Raw genomic sequence first — 23,961 nt, forward strand, 5'->3', positions numbered from 1 at the left:
AATGAAGAAAATCGGAATTTTTGGAGGCACGTTTGATCCTCCGCATAACGGTCACCTCTTAATGGCGAATGAGGTGCTGTATCAGGCGGGGCTTGATGAAATTTGGTTTATGCCTAATCAAATTCCGCCCCATAAACAGGATGAAGACTATACGGACAGCTTTCACCGAGTGGAGATGCTGAAGCTTGCAATTCAGTCTAATCCGTCCTTTAAGCTGGAGCTGGCTGAAATGGAAAGAGAAGGGCCTTCATATACCTTTGATACCGTTTCTTTACTGAAGCAGCGTTATCCGAATGATCAGCTGTTCTTTATTATCGGTGCTGATATGATTGAATATTTGCCGAAATGGTATAAGCTGGACGAGCTGCTGAACCTCATTCAATTTATTGGAGTAAAGCGCCCCTGTTTTCATGTTGAAACCCCTTATCCGCTTCTCTTTGCAGACGTTCCGGAATTTGAGGTATCATCAACTATGATAAGGGAACGGTTTAAAAGCAAGAAGCCCACTGACTACTTAATCCCTGATAAAGTGAAGAAGTATGTAGAGGAGAATGGTTTGTATGAATCGTGAGGAGGCACTTGCCTGCGTTAAGCAGCAATTGACCGAACACCGATATATCCACACAATTGGCGTGATGAACACGGCGATCGAACTTGCGGAGCGTTTTGGAGCCGACTCTAAAAAAGCGGAAACAGCGGCTATCTTTCATGATTACGCTAAATTCCGCCCGAAAGAAGAAATGAAACAAATTATTGCACGGGAAAAAATGCCTTCGCAATTATTGGACCATAATCCGGAGCTGTGGCACGCTCCGGTCGGCGCTTATTTGGTCCAAAGAGAAGCGGGGATACAAGATGAAGACATTCTTGACGCCATCAGGTATCATACCTCTGGACGGCCTGGCATGACACTTTTAGAAAAAGTCATTTACGTTGCCGATTACATTGAGCCCAACCGGGCATTTCCCGGTGTCGATGAGGTGCGTAAGCTTGCTGAGACAGATTTGAATCAAGCGCTGATTCAATCCATCAAAAATACAATGGTTTTTCTTATGAAAAAAAATCAACCGGTTTTTCCAGACACATTTTTAACGTATAACTGGCTTGTGTCTGGCAACTGAACAGGAGGAATTTGTGAATGAACCAAAAGTCCATTTTAAAGATCGCAGCTGCGGCTTGCGATGATAAACGGGCAGAGGATATTTTAGCACTGGATATGGAAGGTATATCTCTGGTTGCTGATTATTTTCTGATCTGCCACGGAAATTCAGATAAACAGGTGCAGGCGATTGCCCGTGAAATCAAGGATCAGGCTGAAGAAAACGGCATTCAAGTCAAAAAGATGGAAGGCTTCGATGAAGCAAGATGGGTGCTCGTTGACCTTGGCGATGTGATTGTCCATGTCTTCCACAAGGATGAAAGAAGCTACTACAACCTAGAAAAGCTGTGGGGAGACGCTCCGCTCGCGGATCTTGAGCTTGGAATGAACCAATGATTTACCAAGGCTTTGCAAGCGTGTATGACGAGTTAATGTCTCACGCACCTTACGATCAATGGACAAAGTGGATTGAAGCATCTCTCCCGGAAAAAGGCCGTATCCTTGATCTGGCATGCGGTACGGGAGAAATCTCAATCCGGCTTGCCGAAAAAGGCTTCGAGGTCACGGGCATTGATCTCAGTGAGGAAATGCTTTCTTACGCCCAGCAAAAGGTCTCTGGTAACCAGCCGATTCTTTTTCTTCAGCAGGATATGAGAGAGATTGCCGGCTTTGATGGCCAGTTTGACGCTGTTGCGATATGCTGTGACTCATTAAATTATTTAAAAACGAAAAATGATGTGATCGAAACCTTTAAAAGTGTATTTCGGGTGTTGAAGCCTGAAGGCATTTTGCTGTTTGATGTTCATTCATCTTATAAAATTGCTGAAGTCTTTCCGGATAGCACATTTGCTGACCAGGACGAAGATATCAGCTATATTTGGCAGAGCTTTGCCGGAAGTGAAGAGCTTTCTGTCATTCATGACATGTCGTTTTTTGTGTGGAACGGAGAAGCGTATGACCGTTTTGATGAGACGCACGAACAAAGGACGTTCCCAGTGGATGAATACGAAGAAATGCTGAAGAGCTGCGGCTTTCAGCTTCACCATGTGACAGCTGATTTTACGGATTCAGAGCCATCAGGACAATCAGAACGCCTATTTTTCAAGGCGCAGAAGTCAAAAACCATCGTTTCCTAAAACGATGGTTTTTTAAAATGCTTTTTTAAGCTTTTGCAGTACAGACAAAAGCATGACATACTCGTTTACACATGAAACTGCTTCTTCACTGCAGAAATATCCTCTTCGTACTTCAAATGAGTATTTTGAAATACCCGGTGAAACATATCCTGCACACCGCTTTCCAGCGCTTTAATGCCTTCTCCTGTCACACCGCCTTTAACGCAAACCTTTTCCTGTAACGCAGGCAGGGTATACAATTCGGTTTCTAACAGTTTTCCCATTCCGACAAGCATTTCCTTACACATCAGAATAGCGTCCTGTTTAGACACTGACGTTTCCGAAACGGCTGCATCTATAAACCGCTGAATCAGATAGCTCATAAAAGCGGGACCGCAGCTTACAATATCTGATGCCACCCTCGTGATATCACTTTCAATTTCTAGCGGTTGAGAGATGTGCTCCATCAGCTCATTGATTTTCATTTTTGCAGATTCTTCGCAGCTTGTGCCGAAAGTGACGAGAGAAACGCCTGCCAGCGCTCTGTTCGTAATACTTGGGATCACTCGCGCCACTTGACACGGCACATACTGTTCGAGCTGTTCAGTTTGAACTGGGCTTGTAATTGAAATGAGAATATGATCCTTTCTTAAATAAGGCACCGCTCTTGCCAGTAAAGGATATATATCAAGCGGCTTAACACAAATAAAAATCATCTCGTTTTCAGAAACAAGCTTTTCCAGACTTTCTGTTACGTTTATGCTGTTGTATCGGTTTTTTATGTGCAACGCTTTTTCAATTGTGCGGTTTGTGATTGTTATGTTTGAGGGATCGGCTGCTTTTGATTCAATAAATGATTCTATAAGGATCGTACCCATATTTCCTGTGCCGATAAAGCCTATCTTCAATGATTTCCCCTCCTTTGAGCTATTATCCTCTAAACCATATGTGTTATCGAAATAAAATATGACGAAAGCGGGGAACATGCGCGATGAATTGGTTGAATCAGTATAAAAAAACAATAATTTTAGCGGCTTCTGCGGCTGTTTTCATAGCGGCTATTTTCATCTTTGCCAGCGGAAAAAACAAAGGGCCGGTGAAGCAGGCTGTATCAACTGAGACAGAAAATGCGGAGGTAAAGCAGGAAGCAGTCAAAGACGAGTCAAACAAAACAATAGTGATAGACATTAAAGGTGCTGTTCTGCATCCTGGCGTTTATGAAATGCGAACAGGGGACAGAGTATCTCAGGCAATTGAGAAAGCGGGCGGGGCCAGTGAACAAGCAGACGAAATGCAAGTGAACTTGGCGGAGCTGCTTCAGGACGGGACAGTGGTGTACATCCCGAAAAAGGGAGAGGAGACGGCGGTGCAGCAAGGAGCCGTAGGCGCTGTTCAAAGCGATGGAGGGAAGGGAGCGCTCGTAAATATCAATACAGCCACCTTAGACGAATTACAAGGCATCTCAGGGGTGGGACCGTCAAAAGCTGAAGCTATTATTGCATACCGGGAGGAAAACGGGCGTTTCCAGACAATTGAAGATATCACTAAGGTTTCAGGAATAGGTGAAAAGTCGTTTGAGAAAATAAAGTCTTCCATTACAGTAAAGTGATTTGACGGTCATGCATAATGATAGGTAAACTAAAGGTCAGGCAACACAACATTTGGAGGGAACGACGTGGAACGAATTTCATGGAATCAATACTTTATGGCTCAAAGCCATTTACTGGCGCTGCGCAGCACCTGTCCGAGATTGTCTGTCGGCGCTACTATAGTCAGAGACAAACGCATGATTGCAGGAGGCTATAACGGGTCAATCGCGGGCGGCGTGCATTGTGCAGACGAAGGATGCCTGATGATAGATGATCATTGCGCAAGAACGATTCACGCTGAAATGAATGCAATTCTCCAATGCTCTAAGTTCGGGGTGCCGACTGATGGAGCGGAGATTTATGTGACGCATTATCCGTGCATTCAATGCTGTAAATCTATCATTCAAGCTGGTATCAAAACGGTTTATTATGCTGAGGACTACAAAACAAATCCGTATGCACAGGAATTATTTGAACAGGCGGGTGTAACTGTTGAACAGGTTGAACTCGATGAAATGATCGTTGATTTGAAAAACAGGGAAAAGCTTTCATTTGTAGCTGGTCTTTTAGAGAAACTAGCGGATGCTGGTCTTGCAGAGGAAGATTTGAAGAAAATACATGAACAGGCGAATACACTTTTTACGAGCTACGTGTGATTGATGCGTAATTCGCGTTTGTTATTGCCTTTGGCGGCAGCTTCGGCAACGGCTGGAATTACTGCCGCCGCTTATTTCTCCGCTGTTTTTCTTTTCTTCCTCTTTCTCCTCATCATTTTCATCAAAACGAGACACGCTTTTCTCATTTTTGTTTGTTTCTTCTCTTTTATATTGTTTTTTGCACTGTATACGGTCACAGATTCCCGGAATGTCTCTTCATATCAGCAGGGCACTTATAAATCCAAGGCAGTGATTGACAGTATTCCTAAAATTGACGGAGACCGTATGTCTATGGTGATTAAGACACCTGATAGCGAAAAATGGGCCGCTTCATATCGCATTCAGTCTTCTGATGAAAAAGATCAGCTGTCATACATAGAACCAGGAATGTCATGTGAGTTGACGGGTACACTGGAAGAGCCCAAACACGCAACTGTGCCGGGCACATTTGATTATAACGAGTATCTTTACCGGCAGCATATTCACTGGAATTATTCTGTCACATCTATCCATAATTGCAGCGAACCTGTAAATTTCAAGGATAAACTGCTCAGTTTGAGAAAATACATCGTATCATTCACAAACAGCCTGTTGCCTCCTGATTCGGCAGGAATTGTACAGGCACTTACAGTCGGTGACAGATTTTATGTAGAAGACGAGGTGCTTAACGCATATCAAAAGCTTGGTGTCGTCCATCTCTTGGCGATTTCAGGACTCCATGTCGGCATTTTGACAGCCGGGTTGTTTTATATCATGATTCGTCTAGGCATAACAAGAGAAAAGGCGTCACTCCTGTTGCTGTTATTTCTGCCGCTCTATGTAATTTTGACAGGGGCTGCTCCTTCAGTGCTTCGCGCCGCTCTGATGTCGGGTATTTACTTAGCTGGAAGTCTTGTTAAATGGCGGGTACATTCTGCAGGTGCAATCTGCCTTTCATACATCGTCCTCTTGCTCTTCAATCCTTACCATCTCTTTGAAGTTGGTTTTCAACTGTCATTCGCCGTCAGTTTTTCTTTAATTCTATCCTCTTCTATTTTTCAACAACTCAAAACCTCCCTGGGCCAGCTGACAATGGTATCAATAATCGCTCAGCTGGGATCACTTCCTATTCTCTTGTATCATTTCCAGCAGTTTTCGATAATCAGCATACCGATGAACATCTTGATGGTTCCTTTTTATACATTCTGTGTTTTGCCGGGGGCTATAGCAGGTGTTTTTCTATTAAGCCTTTCCGCTTCGGCTGGTCGATTTTTCTTCTGTTGGTTTGATTTCTTGATGAGCTGGACCAACAGGCTGATCACAAGAATTGCAGATATTGATGTATTCACGATCATCATTGCACGTCCCGCACCTGCTCTGCTCTTTTTATTCACGGTTACAATCATCCTATTGCTTATGGCGATTGAAAAACGTTCCTTTTCGCAGCTGGCGATTACTGGGGGTCTTTGCTGCGCGGTGCTCTGTCTTCTTCTTATTTATCCGCGTCTTAGCTCCGAGGGAGAAGTCGATATGATTGATATTGGGCAGGGTGACAGCATGTATGTCGGTGCTCCGCATCAGCAGGGACGTGTCTTAATTGATACAGGCGGCACTTTGTCTTACTCGTCAGAGCCTTGGCAGGAAAAACAGCACCCGTTTTCACTTGGGGAAAAGGTGCTGATGCCGTTTTTAACCGCCAAGGGAATCAAACAGCTTGATGCTTTAATTCTGACGCACGCTGACCAAGATCATATCGGAGAGGCGGAGACTCTGCTGAAGCACCATAAAGTGAAGCGCCTTGTGATTCCGAAAGGGTTCGTTTCTGAGCCTAAAGACGAGAAAGTGCTGCGGGCAGCCAGAGAAGAGGGCGTGACAATAGAGGAGGTGAAGCGAGGCGATGTATTGCAAATAAAGGATTTGCAGTTTCAAGTACTGTCACCGGAAACACCTGATCCGGCAAGCAAAAATAACTCTTCTCTCGTTCTGTGGATGAAAACGGGCGGTATGAGCTGGATCTTGACGGGTGATCTGGAGAAAGAAGGGGAACAGGAGGTGATGAACGTGTTTCCGAATATAAAAGCAGACGTGTTAAAGGTGGGGCACCATGGAAGCAAAGGCTCTACCGGTGAAGAATTCATCAAACAGCTTCAGCCGAAAACGGCCATTATCTCAGCGGGAGAAAACAATCGGTACCATCATCCCCATCAAGAGGTTCTGCAAATATTACAGAGACATTCCATCCGCGTACTGCGTACCGATCAAAGCGGAACGATCCAATATCGATATAAAAACAGAGTTGGAACCTTTTCTGTCTATCCTCCATATGATACATCAGATATAACAGAGACGAACTAAAAAAGACTGCCGAGAAATCAGCAGCCCGGGCAGTCGCTGTTATGAACCAACCAGGTGAATAACCGTTGCCATAACAAACAAGAAGGCGAAAAATCCGAAGGACACAACAAAACCAACAGCTGAATCTACAGCATCATTTCGTTTGCTTTGAACGTTTTTTTCAAAATCATTCAACTTTATCCCTCCTGACTGCTTTAAGTATAATGGAATCGTTTTGAAAAATCTAGAAGCGAAGGTAACGTTTTCTGTTCTGGTGATTATCGCCTTTTTACAAGCTGTCCCGGGGGCTTGCGAACAGGCGTTTAATATAAATGGGGAAGCAGCAGTCAGGCTTCCTCTTTACTATTTTGCAAACTCAATTTAGGATAGAAGGGGATGACGAAAGAGAGGAAGTCGTACAACAATGGTATTTGATGTGTGGAAAAGCCTGAAAAAAGGAGATGTCCATCCGGTTTATTGTTTATACGGAAAAGAGACGTATCTGCTGCAAGAAACCGTCAGCAGGATCAGACAGACGGTCGTTGATCAGGAGACAAAGGATTTCAATCTATCCGTTTTTGATCTGGAAGAGGACCCGCTGGATCAAGCGATTGCAGATGCTGAAACGTTTCCGTTTATGGGGGAGCGACGTCTTGTCATTGTGAAAAATCCATATTTTTTAACAGGTGAGAAGAAAAAAGAAAAAATTGAGCACAACGTCAGTGCGCTTGAAACATATATACAATCGCCTGCGCCTTACACGGTCTTTGTCCTGCTTGCCCCGTATGAAAAGCTGGATGAGCGGAAAAAACTGACGAAAGCGCTAAAGAAGCACGCGTTTATGATGGAGGCGAAGGAATTAAACGCAAAGGAGACCACAGACTTTACTGTTAACCTTGCAAAAACCGAGCAGAAAACAATCGGCACTGAAGCGGCGGAACATTTGGTTCTGCTTGTGAATGGACATCTTTCATCGATTTTTCAGGAGATTCAAAAGCTCTGCACGTTTATTGGAGATCGTGAAGAAATTACGCTTGATGATGTGAAAATGCTTGTTGCGAGAAGCTTGGAGCAAAATATTTTTGAGCTGATCAATAAAATCGTCAACCGCAAACGGACAGAGAGCCTGCAAATTTTTTATGATTTGCTCAAACAAAATGAAGAACCGATCAAAATCATGGCGCTTATTTCGAACCAGTTCCGGCTGATTCTGCAGACAAAATACTTCGCGGAGCAAGGATACGGACAAAAACAAATCGCTTCTAATTTAAAAGTTCACCCATTTCGGGTAAAGCTGGCGATGGATCAAGCAAGGCTTTTTTCAGAGGCGGAGCTCCGGTCAATTATTGAACAGCTTGCCGTAATGGACTATGAGATGAAAACAGGGAAAAAGGACAAGCAGCTCCTGCTCGAACTGTTCCTTTTACAGCTGTTAAAGAGAAACGAAAAAAACGATCCCCATCATTGAGGATCGTTTTTATATTATGCAGAAAGTCCGTTCACTTTTTTCGCTAGTCTTGATTTGTATCGAGCTGCGGTATTTTTGTGTACAAGACCTGTTTTCACTGCTTTATCAATACGTTTAGCTGCTTCAGTAAGAGCAGTTTTCGCTTTGTCAGCTTCGTTGTTAGCAACAGAAGCTTCAACTTGTTTGATTGCAGTACGCATAGCAGATTTGATTGTCGCGTTATGAACGCGGCGTTCGTTGTTTGTTTTTGTACGTTTAATCGCTGATTTAATGTTTGGCATGTGTTTCACCTCCTAAGATACAACCTGTAGCACAGTGTCTTAAGGTTAAATCTTCTTCACAATAGAACAAATTTTATTCTATCAAACACATCTTTAGATTGCAATATAAATGTAAAGTATTTTTCATTGAAGGATCTCTTTTTAGCATGATTCATACACCAAATGGCAACAATATAGGTACTGAATGTGAAGGAGGCCCCTGATGAAAAAGAGTGAACTGGATGTTAATCAGTATTTGATACGTACCGATTTGGCAGTGGAAACGAAGGAAGCAATGGCCAATCAGCAGGCTGTGCCGACAAAAGAAATTAAAGGTTTTATCGAAAAAGAACGAGATCGCGGCGGCATTAAAATCCGCACTGTTGATATTACAAAGGAAGGCGCGGAGCTATCGGGAAAAAAAGAAGGGCGCTATTTAACGCTTGAGGCGCAAGGAATCAGAGAGAATGATTCGGAAATGCAGGAAAAAGTCTCTGCTGTCTTTGCGGAGGAATTCTCGGCTTTTCTTGAAAGCCTTAATATCTCAAAAGATGCGAGCTGTTTGATCGTCGGGCTCGGCAACTGGAACGTGACACCTGACGCGCTGGGACCGATGGCTGTAGAAAATCTATTGGTAACAAGGCACTTGTTCAAGCTTCAGCCGGAAAACGTCCAGGAAGGGTACAGGCCTGTCAGTGCGTTTGCACCTGGTGTGATGGGGATTACGGGAATCGAAACAAGCGACATTATTAAAGGCGTGATAGAGCAATCGAAGCCTGATTTTGTCATTGCCATTGATGCACTGGCGGCGCGGGCCGTGGAAAGGGTCAACACAACCATTCAAATATCGGATACAGGCATTCACCCGGGATCAGGTGTGGGAAATAAACGAAAAGATTTAAGCAAAGACACGCTTGGCGTACCGGTGATCGCCATCGGAGTTCCGACGGTTGTTGACGCGGTGACGATTGCCAGCGACACGGTGGACTACATATTAAAACATTTTGGCAGAGAAATGAAGGATGACAGGCCGTCAAGATCGCTTGTTCCGGCTGGCATGACGTTTGGGAAAAAGAAAGTGCTCACTGAAGAAGATCTTCCTGATCAAAAGCAGCGTCAATCGTTCCTCGGCATCGTCGGAACCCTTCAAGAAGATGAAAAACGGCAGCTCATTCACGAGGTGTTGTCGCCTTTAGGCCACAATTTAATGGTCACGCCGAAGGAAGTTGATTCTTTTATCGACGATATGGCTAATGTGCTGGCGAATGGATTAAACACAGCGCTTCATGAAAAAGTGTCACAAGAAAACAAAGGCTCCTATAATCACTAAACGGTTCTACTTCCTCTAGCTTGTTCATAGAGTAATTACTAGACAAGCGCTGGAGGGATTCAATGAGAAATAAACGCAGAAACAGACAAATTGTTGTTGCGGTAAATGGCGGGAAAGCGGTAAAAGCCATCTTTCTATTTATCGCAAGCCTTATCGTGATTTTTGTTCTATCCGGTGTGCTGACGTCTCTCCGGCCGGAACTCAGGCCGTCGTCTGACTCTTTTTACGGGATTGCTGAAGAATTGCCGGGAGACATGTTTGCACACTTGCTTCGGATGGAAAACCATTATTTCGCTTCTGACCTTTCTCAAACCGACAGCTCATTCCATCTTTCACGTCTTTCTTTGAAGCTGGCGACAAGCATTAACCTCGAAGATCCGCGGAGTTTTCTCGGCCGGGAGCTGCCGGGGTTTGCACAATTTGATACCGAGATCCTGTTAGCTGGACAAGGCACGGATTATACGAATATGCCGGCGGAATCGCCGCCGCCGTCAAAGGTGATGGAGGAAGAAAGAGAAGCGAATTTGGCAGAGATTGAAAAACAGCAAACACAATCAGATCATGCGCAAAAAGATCCGCCGAAACAAACAACCGGTGATAAAAAGGTCGTCTTTATCTATCACACACACAATACGGAATCATATCTCCCTCTATTAAAAGGCGAGACCGATCCTGATATGGCGCGCCATTCTAAAGCCAACGTCACGCTCGTAGGAGATATGTTCGGAAAAGCGCTTGAATCCCAAGGCATCGGAGCCACAGTGAATAAAACCGATATACAGGCAAAACTGAACAAAAAAGGCTTAAACTATGCCAGATCCTATGATGAATCAAGGCCGGTTGTCAAAGATGCGCTCACCTCAAACAAAAATCTGCAATATATCATTGACATCCACAGAGACTCACGGCGCAAAAAAGATACGACAGCAACGATTAATGGGAAAAGCTATGCCCGGGTCGCCTTTGTCGTCGGCAAAAAAAGCAAGAATTTCGAAGAAAACTATAAAATTGCAAGCGAGCTTCATAAGCTGATGGAGAAAAAATACCCCGGACTCAGCACAGGTGTCTTTTCAAAAGGCTCGCCAGGCGATAACGGTGTTTACAATCAGGATTTAACCGACAGAGCGCTTTTGCTCGAATTTGGCGGAGTAGATAATAACCTCGAGGAGCTGCAGCGTGCAGCTGACGCAGCCGCAGACGTATTCAGCGAAATATACTGGGATGCTGAAAAGGTCAACGCAGAGAGCGGCGAGACGAAAAAACAATAAGAAATAGGTGGTTGATTTGATTGCATACTTTGGCAAATGCTTACTGCTTGTCACGATCATGTTTTTAGGCGTACTGTTCGGCATGCAGCAGGCGAATAACGGGATGCTGAGTATGAAAGGCTATCATGACCCTTCACTTAAGGGAGCGTTTACGCTAACCGACGGAAAAAATAATGAAAAAGAAGCCTCGATCTTAGGAGAAACAGTTACGGCGAAAGATTTAGAAGAAAAACAAAAAGAGCTGGAACAGGTGGAAACGTTCAATATGTTCTCTAAAGCCGGAAAAGCGCTTTCGGACACCGTAACCAACACTGCCCAGTCAATGTATGAATGGATACGGGATCTGAATCAATAGTGCGTGAAAGAGAAAAGCAGCCCAGGTTTGACAGGGAACTTTTCTCTTTCTTGTTTTACATTGAATCTTTACAATCCTATTGATATAATCTAAGCTAGTGTATTTTGCGTTTAATAGTAGGAGTGATAGATTGTGACAGATAAAGAAAAGCGTTTAGAGAGGCAGTCGAGAATACGGAATTTCTCTATCATTGCCCATATTGACCACGGAAAATCGACCTTAGCGGATCGTATTTTAGAAAAAACGTCGGCAATCACTCAACGAGAAATGAAAGAACAATTGCTCGATTCTATGGATCTTGAACGTGAACGGGGCATAACGATTAAGTTAAACTCTGTTCAGCTTAAATACAAAGCAAAAGACGGAGAGGAATATATTTTCCATCTGATTGATACGCCGGGACACGTCGACTTCACGTACGAAGTATCCCGAAGCCTTGCTGCCTGCGAAGGAGCGATTCTTGTCGTGGATGCAGCACAGGGAATTGAAGCGCAGACGCTCGCCAATGTCTACTTAGCGCTTGATAACGATCTTGAAATACTTCCAGTCATCAATAAAATCGATCTACCGAGCGCCGAGCCTGAACGTGTGCGCCAAGAGGTAGAGGACGTCATCGGCCTTGACGCATCAGAAGCCGTGCTTGCGTCAGCAAAAGCCGGTATCGGGATTGAGGAGATTTTAGAACAGATCGTAGAAAAGGTGCCCGCTCCGACAGGAGATCCAGAGGCGCCGCTCAAAGCACTGATCTTCGACTCGCTTTATGATGCCTATCGCGGTGTCGTGGCGTATATCAGAGTCGTTGAAGGAACGGTAAAACCGGGACAAAAAATCAAAATGATGGCAACCGGCAAAGAATTCGAAGTAACAGAAGTCGGCGTATTCACGCCGAAAGCGACTCCGACAAATGAACTGACGGTCGGTGATGTAGGCTTCCTGACTGCCTCTATCAAAAATGTCGGTGACACGCGAGTCGGTGATACAATAACGAGCGCTGCCAATCCTGCAGACGAAGCACTGCCGGGATACCGAAAGCTCAACCCGATGGTGTACTGCGGATTGTACCCAATTGATACAGCAAAATATAATGATTTAAGGGAAGCCCTTGAAAAACTTGAGCTGAATGATTCCGCGCTTCAATATGAAGCGGAAACTTCACAAGCGCTTGGATTCGGGTTCCGCTGCGGATTTTTAGGCATGCTCCACATGGAGATCATTCAGGAGCGGATTGAGCGTGAGTTCAACATCGACCTGATTACGACAGCGCCAAGCGTTATCTATGATGTGTATATGACAGACGGCGAAAAGGTCGTTGTCGACAACCCGTCCAACATGCCGGACCCTCAAAAGATCGAACGGATTGAGGAGCCGTACGTAAAAGCGACAATGATGGTGCCGAATGACTACGTCGGCGCTGTAATGGAGCTTTGCCAAGGCAAGCGCGGCAATTTCATTGATATGCAATATTTGGACGCAAACCGTGTCAGCATCATTTATGACATGCCGTTAGCGGAAATCGTATACGAGTTTTTTGACCAGCTGAAATCAAGCACAAAAGGCTATGCGTCCTTTGATTATGAACTGATCGGCTACAAACCGTCTAAGCTTGTGAAAATGGACATTATGCTGAACGGTGAAAAAATCGATGCTCTGTCCTTTATCGTGCATCGTGATTACGCATATGAACGCGGAAAAGTGATCGTTGAAAAACTGAAAGAGCTCATTCCGCGCCAGCAGTTCGAGGTTCCGGTCCAAGCCGCAATCGGCCAGAAAATCGTGGCCCGCTCTACCATAAAAGCAATGCGTAAAAACGTATTGGCTAAATGTTACGGAGGGGACATCTCGCGTAAACGGAAACTTCTTGAAAAACAAAAAGAAGGAAAACGCCGAATGAAGCAGGTAGGCTCAGTTGAGGTGCCGCAAGAAGCATTCATGGCAGTTCTGAAAATGGACGACAGTCCGAAAAAACAATAGAAGCCGCCGCAGTCCTGTACTGCGGCTTCTTTCTGTAAAGAAGGTGAATTCGTTGAAATCAGCTTATATCCATATCCCATTTTGTGAGCACATTTGCCACTACTGCGATTTCAATAAATATTTTATTCAAAGCCAGCCTGTCGATGAGTATTTAAACGCGCTCGAACAGGAAATGATAAATACAATTGCAAAAACAGGGCAGCCTGACCTTAAAACGATCTTTATCGGAGGAGGCACGCCGACCTCCCTGTCAGAGGAACAGCTCAAAAAGCTGATGGACACGATCATCCGAGTGCTGAAGCCCTCAAGCGCCTTGTCGGAATTTGCGGTTGAAGCAAATCCGGACGACTTGTCCGCAGGGAAATTAAAAATTTTAAAAGAAGCAGGCGTAAATCGCCTCAGCTTCGGTGTCCAAACATTCGAAGACGATCTGTTAGAAAAAATCGGCCGAGTGCACAAACAAAAAGATGTATTTGCCTCTTTTGAAAGGGCGCGGGAAATCGGATTTGACAATATCAGTCTTGATTTAATGTTCGGACTTCCGGGACAAACCCTCAAGCATCTGGATCATTCTTTAAATACTGCTTTATCGCTGGACGCCGAGCATTATTCCGTGTACTCACTCATTGTAGAACCGAAAACGGTATTTTATAATCTGATGCAAAAAGGTCGTCTGCATCTGCCGCCACAGGAGCAGGAAGCTGAAATGTATGAAATGGTGATGAGCCGGATGGAAGCTCACGGCATTCATCAATATGAAATCAGCAACTTTGCCAAGGCAGGCATGGAATCTAAGCACAATCTGACGTATTGGAGCAACGAGGAATATTTCGGTTTCGGAGCAGGGGCCCACGGATATATCAGCGGTACACGGACAGTAAACGTCGGACCTGTCAAACATTACATTGATCTGATAGCAGAAAAAGGCTTTCCGTACAGAGATACACATGAAGTGACAATAGAAGAACAAATTGAAGAAGAAATGTTTTTAGGCCTGAGAAAAACAGCCGGTGTCAGTAAAAAACGATTTGCAGAAAAATACGGGCGTTCCCTGGATGAACTTTTCCCAAGTGTATTAAAAGACCTTGCTGAAAAAGGACTGATTCACAATTCGGAGTCTGCCGTTTGTTTGACTCATCAGGGGAAATTATTAGGTAATGAAGTTTTTGGCGCTTTTTTGGGTGAGTTATAATTGACATTTTTCTTGTGGTTTGATACTTTTGTTATAGAATTAGCACTCGCTTATCGAGAGTGCTAACAGAGGTGATGATGATGTTAACAAATCGTCAGCTGCTGATCCTTCAGGTCATAATCAACGATTTTATTAAATCGGCGCAGCCGGTAGGGTCAAGAACTCTTTCGAAAAAAGATGAAATCACATTTAGCTCTGCAACAATAAGAAACGAGATGGCTGACTTGGAAGAATTGGGCTTCATTGAAAAAACCCATTCATCCTCAGGACGTGTTCCGTCAGAAAAAGGGTACCGGTACTATGTTGACCATTTGCTGTCACCCGTCAAACTGACAAAAAGCGATCTGGACCAAATCCACTCGATCTTCAAAGAGAAAATTTTCGAGCTGGAGAAGACAGTTCAAAAATCAGCGCAAATTTTGTCCGATCTGACGAATTATACATCCATCGTACTCGGGCCGAAGCTGAGTGAGAATTACCTTAAACAGATTCAAATCATACCGATTCAGCCCGATATGGCAGTAGCGATTCTCGTTACCAATACGGGGCATGTGGAAAACAAAACGATTAATTTTCCAGCCAAAATGGATCTGTCTGATATTGAAAAACTGGTAAATATACTAAACGACCGTTTAAGCGGCGTTCCAATGGATGAACTGAATGAGCGCATATTTAAGGAAGTCGTCATGTACCTAAGACAGCACATTACGAACTATGACAATATTCTTGACGCGCTTCGTTCAACCTTTCATTCCACAAGCCACGTCGAAAAATTGTTTTTCGGCGGAAAAATCAACATGCTGAACCAGCCGGAGTTCCATGATATTACTAGAGTTCGGTCGCTGCTCTCATTAATCGAAAAAGAACAGGACGTTTTAAAGCTTGTTCAATCCCCACACACGGGAATTTCGATTAAAATCGGGAAAGAAAACGACTATGAAGAGATGGAAAACTGCAGTCTGATTACGGCTTCTTATTCTGTCGATCAGAAGCAGATCGGCTCAATTGCGATCATCGGCCCGACCCGCATGAATTATTCCAGGGTTGTCAGCCTGCTTCAGCATGTGACTTCGGACTTGTCAAAAGCATTAACAAGTTTGTATGATGAATAAGGGAATTTTGGCAAATTTTATCGAAGGGCAGCACCCGCCCTTCTCCTTACACTTTGAGGGAGGTGAACACAATGTCAGAAGAAAAACAAACCGTTGAACAAAACGAAACAGAAGAGCAAGAAGTCATTGAAGAACAAGCAGCCGCTGAAGAACAGCAGGAAGAAACAAATGAAAGCGAACTTCTTCAAAATCAAATTAACGAATTGCAAGGTTTGCTTGAGGAAAAAGAAAACAAACTTTTGCGTGTTCAAGCAGACTTTGAAAACTATAAACGACGCAGCCGTTTAGAGATGGAAGCGTCCCAAAAATACCGTTCTCAAAACATCGTGGCTGATTTGCTGCCGGCTCTTGACAGCTTTGAAAGAGCGCTTCAGGTTGAAGCCGACAATGAACAGACGAAAAGTTTGCTCCAAGGAATGGAAATGGTCCACCGTCAGCTCGTAGAAGCCTTGAAAAAAGAAGGCGTGGAAGCCATTGAAGCTGTAGGGCAGGAATTTGATCCTAATCTGCACCAAGCCGTTATGCAGGCTGAAGATGAAAACTACGGCTCCAACATTGTTGTTGAGGAAATGCAAAAAGGCTATAAGCTGAAGGATCGCGTCATTCGCCCTTCCATGGTCAAAGTGAATCAATAATTACATAGCAGGAGGTTATTCAAGTGAGTAAAGTTATCGGAATCGACTTAGGTACAACAAACTCATGTGTGGCAGTGCTTGAAGGCGGAGAGCCTAAAGTTATTGCTAACGCTGAAGGAAACCGCACAACGCCATCAGTTGTTGCGTTCAAAAACGGCGAACGCCAAGTAGGGGAAGTGGCTAAACGCCAATCTATCACAAACCCTAACACAATCATGTCTGTTAAACGCCATATGGGTACAGATTATAAAGTTGAAATTGAAGGAAAAGATTACACTCCTCAAGAAGTGTCTGCTATCATCCTTCAACATCTTAAATCATACGCTGAGAGCTATCTTGGCGAAACAGTATCAAAAGCAGTTATCACAGTTCCTGCATACTTTAACGATGCTGAGCGTCAAGCAACAAAAGACGCTGGTAAAATTGCAGGTCTTGAAGTAGAACGTATCATCAACGAGCCGACTGCAGCAGCGCTTGCATACGGACTTGATAAAACAGATGAAGATCAAACGATCCTAGTATATGACCTTGGCGGCGGTACATTCGACGTTTCAATCCTTGAACTTGGCGACGGTGTATTCGAAGTTCGTTCAACTGCCGGCGACAACCGTCTTGGCGGGGACGATTTTGACCAAGTCATCATCGATCATCTTGTGTCTGAATTCAAAAAAGAAAACGGCATTGATCTGTCAAAAGACAAAATGGCGCTCCAGCGTTTGAAAGACGCAGCTGAAAAAGCGAAAAAAGATCTTTCCGGCGTTTCTTCTACACAAATTTCTTTACCGTTTATCACAGCTGGAGAAGCAGGACCGCTTCACCTTGAACTTACATTAACCCGCGCTAAATTCGAAGAGCTTTCTTCTCATTTAGTAGAGCGCACAATGGGTCCTGTCCGTCAAGCGCTTCAAGATGCAGGACTTTCTGCAAGCGAAATCGACAAAGTCATCCTTGTCGGCGGATCAACTCGTATCCCTGCTGTACAAGAAGCAATCAAAAAAGAAACTGGAAAAGAAGCGCATAAAGGCGTAAACCCAGATGAAGTTGTAGCGCTTGGTGCTGCGATTCAGGGCGGCGTTATCACTGGTGACGTAAAAGACGTAGTTCTTCTTGACGTTACACCGCTTTCTCTCGGTATCGAAACAATGGGCGGCGTGTTCACAAAACTGATCGACCGCAACACGACGATCCCGACAAGCAAATCTCAAGTGTTCTCAACTGCTGCTGATAACCAAACAGCTGTTGATATCCATGTTCTTCAAGGTGAGCGCCCAATGTCTGCCGACAACAAAACACTCGGCCGCTTCCAGCTTACTGATATCCCGCCAGCACCGCGCGGCGTGCCTCAAATCGAAGTTTCTTTCGATATTGACAAAAACGGTATCGTAAACGTAAGAGCAAAAGACTTAGGAACAGGAAAAGAACAAAACATTACTATCAAATCTTCTTCAGGTCTTTCTGATGATGAGATCGAACGCATGGTAAAAGAAGCGGAAGAAAATGCTGATGCTGATGCGAAGAAAAAAGAAGAAATTGAAGTCCGCAACGAAGCAGATCAGCTTGTTTTCCAAACTGAGAAAACATTAAAAGATCTTGAAGGCAAAGTGGACGAAGAACAAGTGAAAAAAGCCAACGATGCCAAAGACGCTTTAAAAGCAGCGATTGAGAAAAACGAATTTGAAGAAATCAAAGCGAAAAAAGATGAGCTTCAAACAATCGTTCAAGAGCTTTCTATGAAGCTTTATGAAGAAGCTGCTAAAGCACAGCAATCTCAAGGCGGAGCAAACGCTGAAGGCAAAGCGGATGACAACGTTGTCGACGCTGAATACGAAGAAGTAAACGACGACCAAAACAAAAAATAAGTTCCTTTCCGAGTCAGTCCCGCTTCTGGGGCTGACCGAAAAGAACACATTTCATAATCTGATTCAATGATTAGAAAGTCAAAGTCAGGCATCTCTTGGCTTTGACTTTTTTTCTTGCCCGGGATAAAAGGAATTGAAAAATCATAATTCAAAATGATACAATCTAATTTATGTGAGAAATTCGGGAGAGTGAAGCGAGATGAGTAAGCGTGATCACTATGAAGTGCTGGGAGTAAGTAAGAGTGCTTCAAAGGATGAAATTAAAAAAGCTTATCGGAAGCTGTCAAAAAAATATCATCCTGATATTAACAAAGAAGCCGGATCGGATGAAAAATTTAAAGAGGTAAAAGAAGCGTACGAAACCCTGTCAGATGACCAAAAACGTGCGCATTACGACCAATTTGGGCATACTGATCCTAATCAGGGCTTCGGCGGCGGAGGTTTTGGCGGCGGCGATTTCGGCGGTTTTGGTTTCGATGATATTTTCTCAAGTATTTTCGGCGGAGGCACAAGACGAAGAGATCCTAACGCACCGCGCCAAGGTGCCGATTTGCAGTATACGATGACCTTGTCGTTTGAGGATGCCGCTTTCGGTAAAGAAACGACCATCGAAATTCCGCGTGAGGAAACGTGCGACACATGTAAAGGTTCAGGTGCGAAACCTGGAACAACTCCTGAAACGTGCTCCCACTGCGGAGGCTCCGGCCAGTTAAACGTGGAGCAAAATACGCCGTTTGGAAAAGTTGTTAACAGACGTGTCTGCCACCACTGTGAAGGTACGGGCAAAATTATTAAAGACAAATGTGCGGATTGCGGCGGCAAAGGGAAAATCAAAAAACGCAAAAAAATTAACGTGACAATTCCAGCTGGTGTAGATGACGGGCAGCAGCTTCGTCTCTCGGGACAGGGTGAACCAGGAGTAAACGGCGGCCCTGCCGGGGATTTATTTGTCGTGTTCCACGTGCGCGCCCACGAGTTCTTCGAGCGTGACGGTGATGATATTTACTGTGAAATGCCGTTAACGTTTGCTCAGGCTGCTCTCGGTGATGAAGTGGAAGTTCCGACGCTGCATGGAAAAGTGAAATTGAAAATTCCAGCCGGTACACAAACAGGAACGAAATTCAGATTAAGAGGCAAAGGCGTTCAAAATGTCAGAGGCTATGGACAGGGTGACCAGCATATCGTCGTCCGCGTCGTTACGCCGACAAACCTGACAGATAAACAAAAAGACATTATACGCGAATTTGCCGAGGTTAGCGGAAACCTGCCTGACGAACAGGAAATGAGTTTCTTTGACAAGGTAAAACGCGCGTTTAAAGGCGATTAATTATTGGATGAGGAGTTGGTAGTTTTGAAATGGTCCGAATTAAGCATTCACACAACACATGAAGCGGTCGAACCTATCTCAAATATATTGCATGAAGCTGGTGCAAGTGGGGTTGTGATAGAGGACCCGCTTGATTTAATTAAAGAACGTGAGAATGTGTACGGGGAAATCTACCAGCTCGACCCCAATGATTATCCAGACGAGGGTGTCATTGTTAAAGCATACCTGCCGGTTAACAGTTTTCTAGGCGAAACGGTGGATGGCATTAAAGAAACGATTAATAATCTGCTTCTTTACAATATTGATTTGGGCAGAAATCACATCACGATTTCTGAAGTGAATGAAGAAGAGTGGGCCACTGCCTGGAAAAAGTATTATCATCCTGTGAAAATTTCTGAAAAGTTTACAATTGTGCCGACGTGGGAGGAATATACGCCGGTCCATACAGATGAACTGATTATTGAGATGGACCCGGGAATGGCATTCGGTACAGGAACACACCCAACAACCGTACTGTGCATTCAGGCGCTTGAACGCTTTGTGCAAAAGGGCGATAAGGTGATTGATGTCGGTACAGGTTCCGGAATTTTAAGTATTGCGGCTGCAATGCTTGAGGCGGAATCGGTTCATGCCTACGATCTTGATCCCGTAGCTGTAGAAAGTGCACGCCTCAATCTCAAGCTGAACAAAGTGAGCGATACTGCTCAAGTGAAGCAAAATAATTTGTTAGACGGGATTGAAGGGGAACATGATGTGATTGTTGCCAACATTTTGGCTGAAGTCATTCTTCGCTTTACTTCACAAGCGTACAGCCTGTTAAAAGAAGGCGGCCATTTTATTACGTCAGGAATCATCGGCCATAAAAAACAAGAAGTAAAAGAAGCACTGGAACAAGCTGGCTTTACCATTGTAGAAATCCTTTCAATGGAAGATTGGGTCAGCATTATTGCGAAAAAATAACAGTTAGTAGGTGTCACAGCGTATGCAACGATATTTTATCGAGCTCACGAAGCAGCAAATGGAGGAAGCGCCGGCTTTTTCGATTACCGGCGAAGATGTTCATCATATTGTGAACGTGATGAGAATGAATGAGGGAGATCAGATTATCTGCTGCTCTCAGGACGGCTTCGAGGCAAAATGTGAGCTTCAATCTGTTTCCAAAGATAATGTGTCCTGTCTTGTGGTAGAATGGACGAATGAAAACAGAGAGCTTCCGATAAAGGTTTATATTGCGAGCGGCCTCCCGAAAGGAGATAAGCTTGAATGGATTATCCAAAAGGGCACTGAGCTCGGAGCTCATGCTTTTATTCCTTTCCAAGCCGCTCGTTCTGTTGTCAAGCTGGATGACAAAAAGGCAAAGAAAAAGCGGGAAAGATGGACGAAAATCGCGAAGGAAGCGGCTGAACAATCGTACCGTAACGAAGTGCCGCAAGTGATGGATGTCCATTCTTTTCAGCAGCTTCTTCAAAGGATGCAGGATTTCGATAAATGTGTCGTTGCATACGAGGAGTCATCGAAGCAAGGGGAAATAAGCGCATTCAGCGCGGTTGTAAGCAGCCTTCCGAAAGGATCATCCCTTTTGATCGTTTTTGGTCCCGAAGGCGGTTTAACAGAAGCGGAGGTTGAACGGCTCACAGAGAAAGACGGTGTTTCGTGCGGCCTTGGACCGAGAATTTTAAGGACAGAAACAGCTCCGCTATACGCGTTGAGTGCGATTTCTTATCAAACAGAGTTATTAAGAGGTGATCAATAATGGCAACTGTTGCTTTCCATACGCTTGGCTGTAAAGTCAACCATTATGAAACAGAAGCAATCTGGCAGCTTTTCAAAGAAGCGGGCTATGAAAGAAGAGACTTTGAACAAACAGCTGATGTATATGTCATTAATACATGTACGGTAACAAATACGGGAGATAAAAAAAGCCGCCAAGTGATCAGACGCGCCATTCGTCAAAATCCTGACGGTGTCATCTGTGTCACAGGCTGCTATGCGCAAACCTCGCCTGCTGAGATTATGGCGATCCCTGGTGTCGATATTGTAGTCGGAACACAGGACCGGGAAAAAATGCTCGGCTACATCGACCAATACCGAGAAGAACGCCAGCCGATTAACGGTGTCAGCAATATCATGAAAGCAAGAGTGTATGAGGAGCTTGATGTACCTGCTTTCACGGACCGGACAAGAGCGTCATTGAAAATACAGGAAGGCTGCAATAATTTCTGCACATTCTGTATCATTCCGTGGGCTCGCGGCTTGCTTCGCTCCCGCGATCCTGAAGAAGTCATTAAACAGGCGCAGCAGCTTGTCGATGCCGGATATAAAGAAATTGTTCTAACCGGTATTCATACAGGCGGCTACGGCGAAGATATGAAAGATTACAACTTCGCTAAGCTCTTGAGAGAATTAGACACTCGTGTTGAAGGCGTTAAAAGGATCAGAATTTCTTCAATCGAGGCTAGCCAGATCACAGACGAAGTGATCGAGGTCTTAGACCGCTCAGATAAGATTGTGAATCATTTGCATATTCCTATCCAATCCGGATCAAACACAGTGCTTAAACGGATGAGACGTAAATATACAATGGAGTTTTTTGCAGACCGTTTAAACAAATTGAAAAAAGCATTGCCAGGCTTAGCTGTAACTTCTGACGTTATTGTAGGGTTCCCTGGCGAAACAGAAGAAGAATTTATGGAAACCTATAACTTTATTAAAGAACATAAATTCTCTGAACTGCATGTTTTCCCTTACAGTAAGCGCACAGGAACGCCAGCTGCGCGAATGGAAGACCAAGTGGATGAAAACGTAAAAAATGAACGTGTACACCGCCTGATTGCTCTTTCTGATCAACTTGCGAAGGAATACGCTTCTCAGTATGAAAATGAAGTGCTTGAGATTATCCCTGAGGAAGCGTATAAGGAAACAGAAGAAGAGAACATGTTTGTCGGTTACACAGACAACTATATGAAGGTTGTTTTCAAAGGAACGGAAGATATGATCGGCAAAATCGTGAAGGTCAAAATCCAAAAAGCAGGTTATCCATACAACGAAGGGCAATTTGTCCGTGTTGTTGACGACGAAATAACTGAACATATGCGTTTGTCTTCTTAACCTAAAAACCGGTGCATTTACATGCACTGGTTTTTTATTTAGCTGGAATAAGGAAGTGAATCAAGCGATAAAACAAGTTTGTAAGCGGAAGAAATAAAAGAGCTGTTACCACATTAAATAAAAGGCTGAAATGCGCGATCCTTTGTGCGGGATCAGGTGATAACTGTTCAACAAAGCCGGTCGCTGCTGTCAGAAAAGGAAATACAATAGCCACGCCCAGCACGTTAAATACCACATGGGCATACGCTGTCTGTTTCGCCGCATATCCGCCGGATACAGCAGCCATGACAGCTGTAATGCATGTCCCGATATTTGACCCGAGCACGACGCTCATCGCCTGTGTCAGTCCGATAATGCCTTCATTCATAAAGCTCATCAAAATGCCGATGCAGACGGAGCTTGAGTGAATGATGGCAGTTAACACCATACCGATGAGCAATGCGGACCAGTTTGAATCGTTAACGTGGTATAGAACGTCGGCTCCCGTTTTCAGCTTTGTAAGCGGTCCTGCAAGGTGGCTAAACCCGCTGATGCAAAAAAAGATGATGCCCAGTCCGAGGAAGCTTGTTCCCAGCTGTCTTAAGGGATACCTGCCAGTCAGAAAAAACAATAAACCGCCTATCAAAAGAATCCAAATCAACACATCCATTTTGATGGCAATAAATTCAGTTGTAAAGGTCGACCCGACATTTGTTCCCAGAATCATCGGTATCGTTCTCTTAAAAGAAAGAACGCCTGCACTAACAAAGCCAATGACAATAACCATAAAGGCTGAACTGCTCTGAAGAATCCCCGTAAATACAATACTGATAAGAAACGCTTTTAACGGATGGTTCGTAAATAAAAGCAAACGTTCTTCAATTTTTGAGTACGCCATTGAAATTAAGCCTTTTCGAAGCATGTTCATGCCTGCGAGAAAGAATAATATAAGAGCAGTAAAACTGATCAGAATCAACATCTTATTCACCAACCCCTTTCCATCATTATATAGACAGGCAGTCGCGCTCATGACGGAAAAGTGAACTCACTTAGTTGACCTGACTGATGGCTTATATTATAATGTCAAAGTACATGTTTATATGTGTAACTTAAAGGTAGTCGATTGGTGTATTCGGAGGGAGGGAAAGAGAATGTCAAAAACGGTCGTTAGAAAAAACGAATCGCTTGAAGATGCTCTTCGTCGCTTCAAACGCAGTGTATCAAAGACAGGTACTTTGCAAGAAGCAAGAAAGCGTGAATTTTATGAAAAACCTAGCGTAAAGCGCAAGAAAAAGTCTGAAGCTGCTAGAAAACGCAAATTCTAA

The 23,961-nt window shown here is 44.2% G+C and carries 26 protein-coding genes; 22 read left to right on the forward strand and 4 right to left on the reverse strand.

What is annotated here, in order from left to right; all coding sequences use genetic code 11:
* The first annotated feature begins 1 nt into the window (after position 1).
* Genes KHQ79_RS03040 through KHQ79_RS03055 form a run of 4 tightly spaced genes read left to right on the forward strand, consistent with a single transcriptional unit; the run spans position 2 to position 2,235 of the window.
* Positions 2-571 carry a nicotinate-nucleotide adenylyltransferase gene (locus KHQ79_RS03040; protein ID WP_225514190.1) on the forward strand — a complete coding sequence of 190 codons (570 nt, stop codon included), beginning with the start codon at positions 2-4 and terminating at the stop codon, positions 569-571.
* The gene (yqeK, locus tag KHQ79_RS03045; RefSeq protein WP_003237115.1) at positions 561-1,121 is read left to right on the forward strand and encodes a bis(5'-nucleosyl)-tetraphosphatase (symmetrical) YqeK; all 561 of its coding nucleotides are present in this window, start codon (positions 561-563) and stop codon (positions 1,119-1,121) included. The genes KHQ79_RS03040 and yqeK overlap by 11 nt, the downstream gene beginning before the upstream one ends.
* Before the next feature lie 17 nt (positions 1,122-1,138).
* The gene (rsfS, locus tag KHQ79_RS03050) at positions 1,139-1,495 is read left to right on the forward strand and encodes a ribosome silencing factor (protein ID WP_003237112.1); all 357 of its coding nucleotides are present in this window, start codon (positions 1,139-1,141) and stop codon (positions 1,493-1,495) included.
* Positions 1,492-2,235 (forward strand): class I SAM-dependent DNA methyltransferase, encoded by a 744-nt coding sequence (locus KHQ79_RS03055; RefSeq protein ID WP_225514191.1) that lies wholly within the window; start codon positions 1,492-1,494, stop codon positions 2,233-2,235. The genes rsfS and KHQ79_RS03055 overlap by 4 nt, the downstream gene beginning before the upstream one ends.
* 65 nt (positions 2,236-2,300) lie before the next feature.
* Here KHQ79_RS03055 and comER read toward each other — a convergent pair whose 3' ends face one another.
* Positions 2,301-3,122: a late competence protein ComER gene (comER, locus tag KHQ79_RS03060; protein WP_003237109.1), complete on the reverse strand. Its 822-nt coding sequence runs from the start codon at positions 3,120-3,122 to the stop codon at positions 2,301-2,303.
* A gap of 83 nt (positions 3,123-3,205) precedes the next feature.
* On the opposite strand from comER, the gene KHQ79_RS03065 reads away from it, so the two are divergent.
* The 3 genes from KHQ79_RS03065 to KHQ79_RS03075 all read left to right on the forward strand — a co-directional run bounded on the left by KHQ79_RS03065 (position 3,206) and on the right by KHQ79_RS03075 (position 6,793).
* Positions 3,206-3,823, forward strand: a complete 618-nt coding sequence (locus KHQ79_RS03065; RefSeq protein ID WP_060399060.1) for a helix-hairpin-helix domain-containing protein — start codon at positions 3,206-3,208, stop codon at positions 3,821-3,823.
* A gap of 66 nt (positions 3,824-3,889) precedes the next feature.
* Positions 3,890-4,459 carry a ComE operon protein 2 gene (locus KHQ79_RS03070; RefSeq protein WP_003237106.1) on the forward strand — a complete coding sequence of 190 codons (570 nt, stop codon included), beginning with the start codon at positions 3,890-3,892 and terminating at the stop codon, positions 4,457-4,459.
* A gap of 3 nt (positions 4,460-4,462) precedes the next feature.
* The gene (locus KHQ79_RS03075; RefSeq protein ID WP_225514268.1) at positions 4,463-6,793 is read left to right on the forward strand and encodes a DNA internalization-related competence protein ComEC/Rec2; all 2,331 of its coding nucleotides are present in this window, start codon (positions 4,463-4,465) and stop codon (positions 6,791-6,793) included.
* 39 nt (positions 6,794-6,832) lie between these two features.
* Here KHQ79_RS03075 and KHQ79_RS03080 read toward each other — a convergent pair whose 3' ends face one another.
* Positions 6,833-6,967, reverse strand: coding sequence for a YqzM family protein (locus tag KHQ79_RS03080; protein WP_003229983.1), 135 nt, complete (start codon positions 6,965-6,967; stop codon positions 6,833-6,835).
* 40 nt (positions 6,968-7,007) lie between these two features.
* On the opposite strand from KHQ79_RS03080, the gene KHQ79_RS03085 reads away from it, so the two are divergent.
* On the forward strand, positions 7,008-7,157 hold the full coding sequence (locus KHQ79_RS03085) for a hypothetical protein (RefSeq protein ID WP_003229985.1): 150 nt from the start codon (positions 7,008-7,010) through the stop codon (positions 7,155-7,157).
* Between the two features lie 39 nt (positions 7,158-7,196).
* The gene (gene holA / locus KHQ79_RS03090; protein ID WP_003237104.1) at positions 7,197-8,240 is read left to right on the forward strand and encodes a DNA polymerase III subunit delta; all 1,044 of its coding nucleotides are present in this window, start codon (positions 7,197-7,199) and stop codon (positions 8,238-8,240) included.
* 14 nt (positions 8,241-8,254) lie between these two features.
* Here holA and rpsT read toward each other — a convergent pair whose 3' ends face one another.
* Entirely contained in the window at positions 8,255-8,521 is a 267-nt protein-coding gene (gene rpsT / locus KHQ79_RS03095; protein ID WP_003229989.1) for a 30S ribosomal protein S20, read from the reverse strand.
* A 202-nt stretch (positions 8,522-8,723) separates the two neighbouring features.
* Here rpsT and gpr point away from each other — a divergent pair, with 202 nt between their 5' ends.
* From gpr to mtaB, 12 genes are all read left to right on the forward strand, one after another.
* The gene (gene gpr / locus KHQ79_RS03100; protein ID WP_003237103.1) at positions 8,724-9,830 is read left to right on the forward strand and encodes a GPR endopeptidase; all 1,107 of its coding nucleotides are present in this window, start codon (positions 8,724-8,726) and stop codon (positions 9,828-9,830) included.
* Between the two features lie 62 nt (positions 9,831-9,892).
* The gene (spoIIP, locus tag KHQ79_RS03105) at positions 9,893-11,098 is read left to right on the forward strand and encodes a spore autolysin SpoIIP (protein WP_003237102.1); all 1,206 of its coding nucleotides are present in this window, start codon (positions 9,893-9,895) and stop codon (positions 11,096-11,098) included.
* Between the two features lie 16 nt (positions 11,099-11,114).
* Positions 11,115-11,453 (forward strand): YqxA family protein, encoded by a 339-nt coding sequence (locus KHQ79_RS03110; RefSeq protein WP_003237101.1) that lies wholly within the window; start codon positions 11,115-11,117, stop codon positions 11,451-11,453.
* 132 nt (positions 11,454-11,585) lie between these two features.
* Entirely contained in the window at positions 11,586-13,424 is a 1,839-nt protein-coding gene (lepA, locus tag KHQ79_RS03115) for a translation elongation factor 4 (RefSeq protein ID WP_003237100.1), read from the forward strand.
* Between the two features lie 52 nt (positions 13,425-13,476).
* Entirely contained in the window at positions 13,477-14,616 is a 1,140-nt protein-coding gene (gene hemW / locus KHQ79_RS03120; RefSeq protein WP_060399057.1) for a radical SAM family heme chaperone HemW, read from the forward strand.
* Positions 14,617-14,696: 80 nt separating this feature from the next.
* The gene (gene hrcA, locus KHQ79_RS03125) at positions 14,697-15,728 is read left to right on the forward strand and encodes a heat-inducible transcriptional repressor HrcA (protein ID WP_003237098.1); all 1,032 of its coding nucleotides are present in this window, start codon (positions 14,697-14,699) and stop codon (positions 15,726-15,728) included.
* 71 nt (positions 15,729-15,799) lie between these two features.
* Positions 15,800-16,363: a nucleotide exchange factor GrpE gene (gene grpE / locus KHQ79_RS03130; protein ID WP_003237097.1), complete on the forward strand. Its 564-nt coding sequence runs from the start codon at positions 15,800-15,802 to the stop codon at positions 16,361-16,363.
* 23 nt (positions 16,364-16,386) lie between these two features.
* Positions 16,387-18,222 (forward strand): molecular chaperone DnaK, encoded by a 1,836-nt coding sequence (gene dnaK, locus KHQ79_RS03135; RefSeq protein ID WP_060399056.1) that lies wholly within the window; start codon positions 16,387-16,389, stop codon positions 18,220-18,222.
* A 199-nt stretch (positions 18,223-18,421) separates the two neighbouring features.
* A complete protein-coding gene (gene dnaJ / locus KHQ79_RS03140) occupies positions 18,422-19,549 on the forward strand; it encodes a molecular chaperone DnaJ (protein WP_060399055.1) in 1,128 nt (375 codons plus the stop codon).
* Positions 19,550-19,573: 24 nt separating this feature from the next.
* Positions 19,574-20,509, forward strand: a complete 936-nt coding sequence (gene prmA / locus KHQ79_RS03145; protein WP_019258930.1) for a 50S ribosomal protein L11 methyltransferase — start codon at positions 19,574-19,576, stop codon at positions 20,507-20,509.
* Positions 20,510-20,531: 22 nt separating this feature from the next.
* Complete coding sequence (locus KHQ79_RS03150) at positions 20,532-21,302, forward strand: 16S rRNA (uracil(1498)-N(3))-methyltransferase (RefSeq protein ID WP_225514192.1); 771 nt, start codon at positions 20,532-20,534, stop codon at positions 21,300-21,302.
* Positions 21,302-22,657: a tRNA (N(6)-L-threonylcarbamoyladenosine(37)-C(2))-methylthiotransferase MtaB gene (gene mtaB, locus KHQ79_RS03155; RefSeq protein ID WP_225514193.1), complete on the forward strand. Its 1,356-nt coding sequence runs from the start codon at positions 21,302-21,304 to the stop codon at positions 22,655-22,657. The genes KHQ79_RS03150 and mtaB overlap by 1 nt, the downstream gene beginning before the upstream one ends.
* A gap of 34 nt (positions 22,658-22,691) precedes the next feature.
* Here the strand turns inward: mtaB and KHQ79_RS03160 are convergent, their stop codons facing one another.
* Entirely contained in the window at positions 22,692-23,615 is a 924-nt protein-coding gene (locus KHQ79_RS03160; protein ID WP_003237089.1) for a Na/Pi symporter, read from the reverse strand.
* A gap of 172 nt (positions 23,616-23,787) precedes the next feature.
* Here KHQ79_RS03160 and rpsU point away from each other — a divergent pair, with 172 nt between their 5' ends.
* On the forward strand, positions 23,788-23,961 hold the full coding sequence (gene rpsU / locus KHQ79_RS03165; protein ID WP_003152957.1) for a 30S ribosomal protein S21: 174 nt from the start codon (positions 23,788-23,790) through the stop codon (positions 23,959-23,961).

It is taken from the genome of Bacillus sp. TSO22, assembly GCF_020223595.1.
Taxonomy (GTDB): domain Bacteria; phylum Bacillota; class Bacilli; order Bacillales; family Bacillaceae; genus Bacillus; species Bacillus inaquosorum.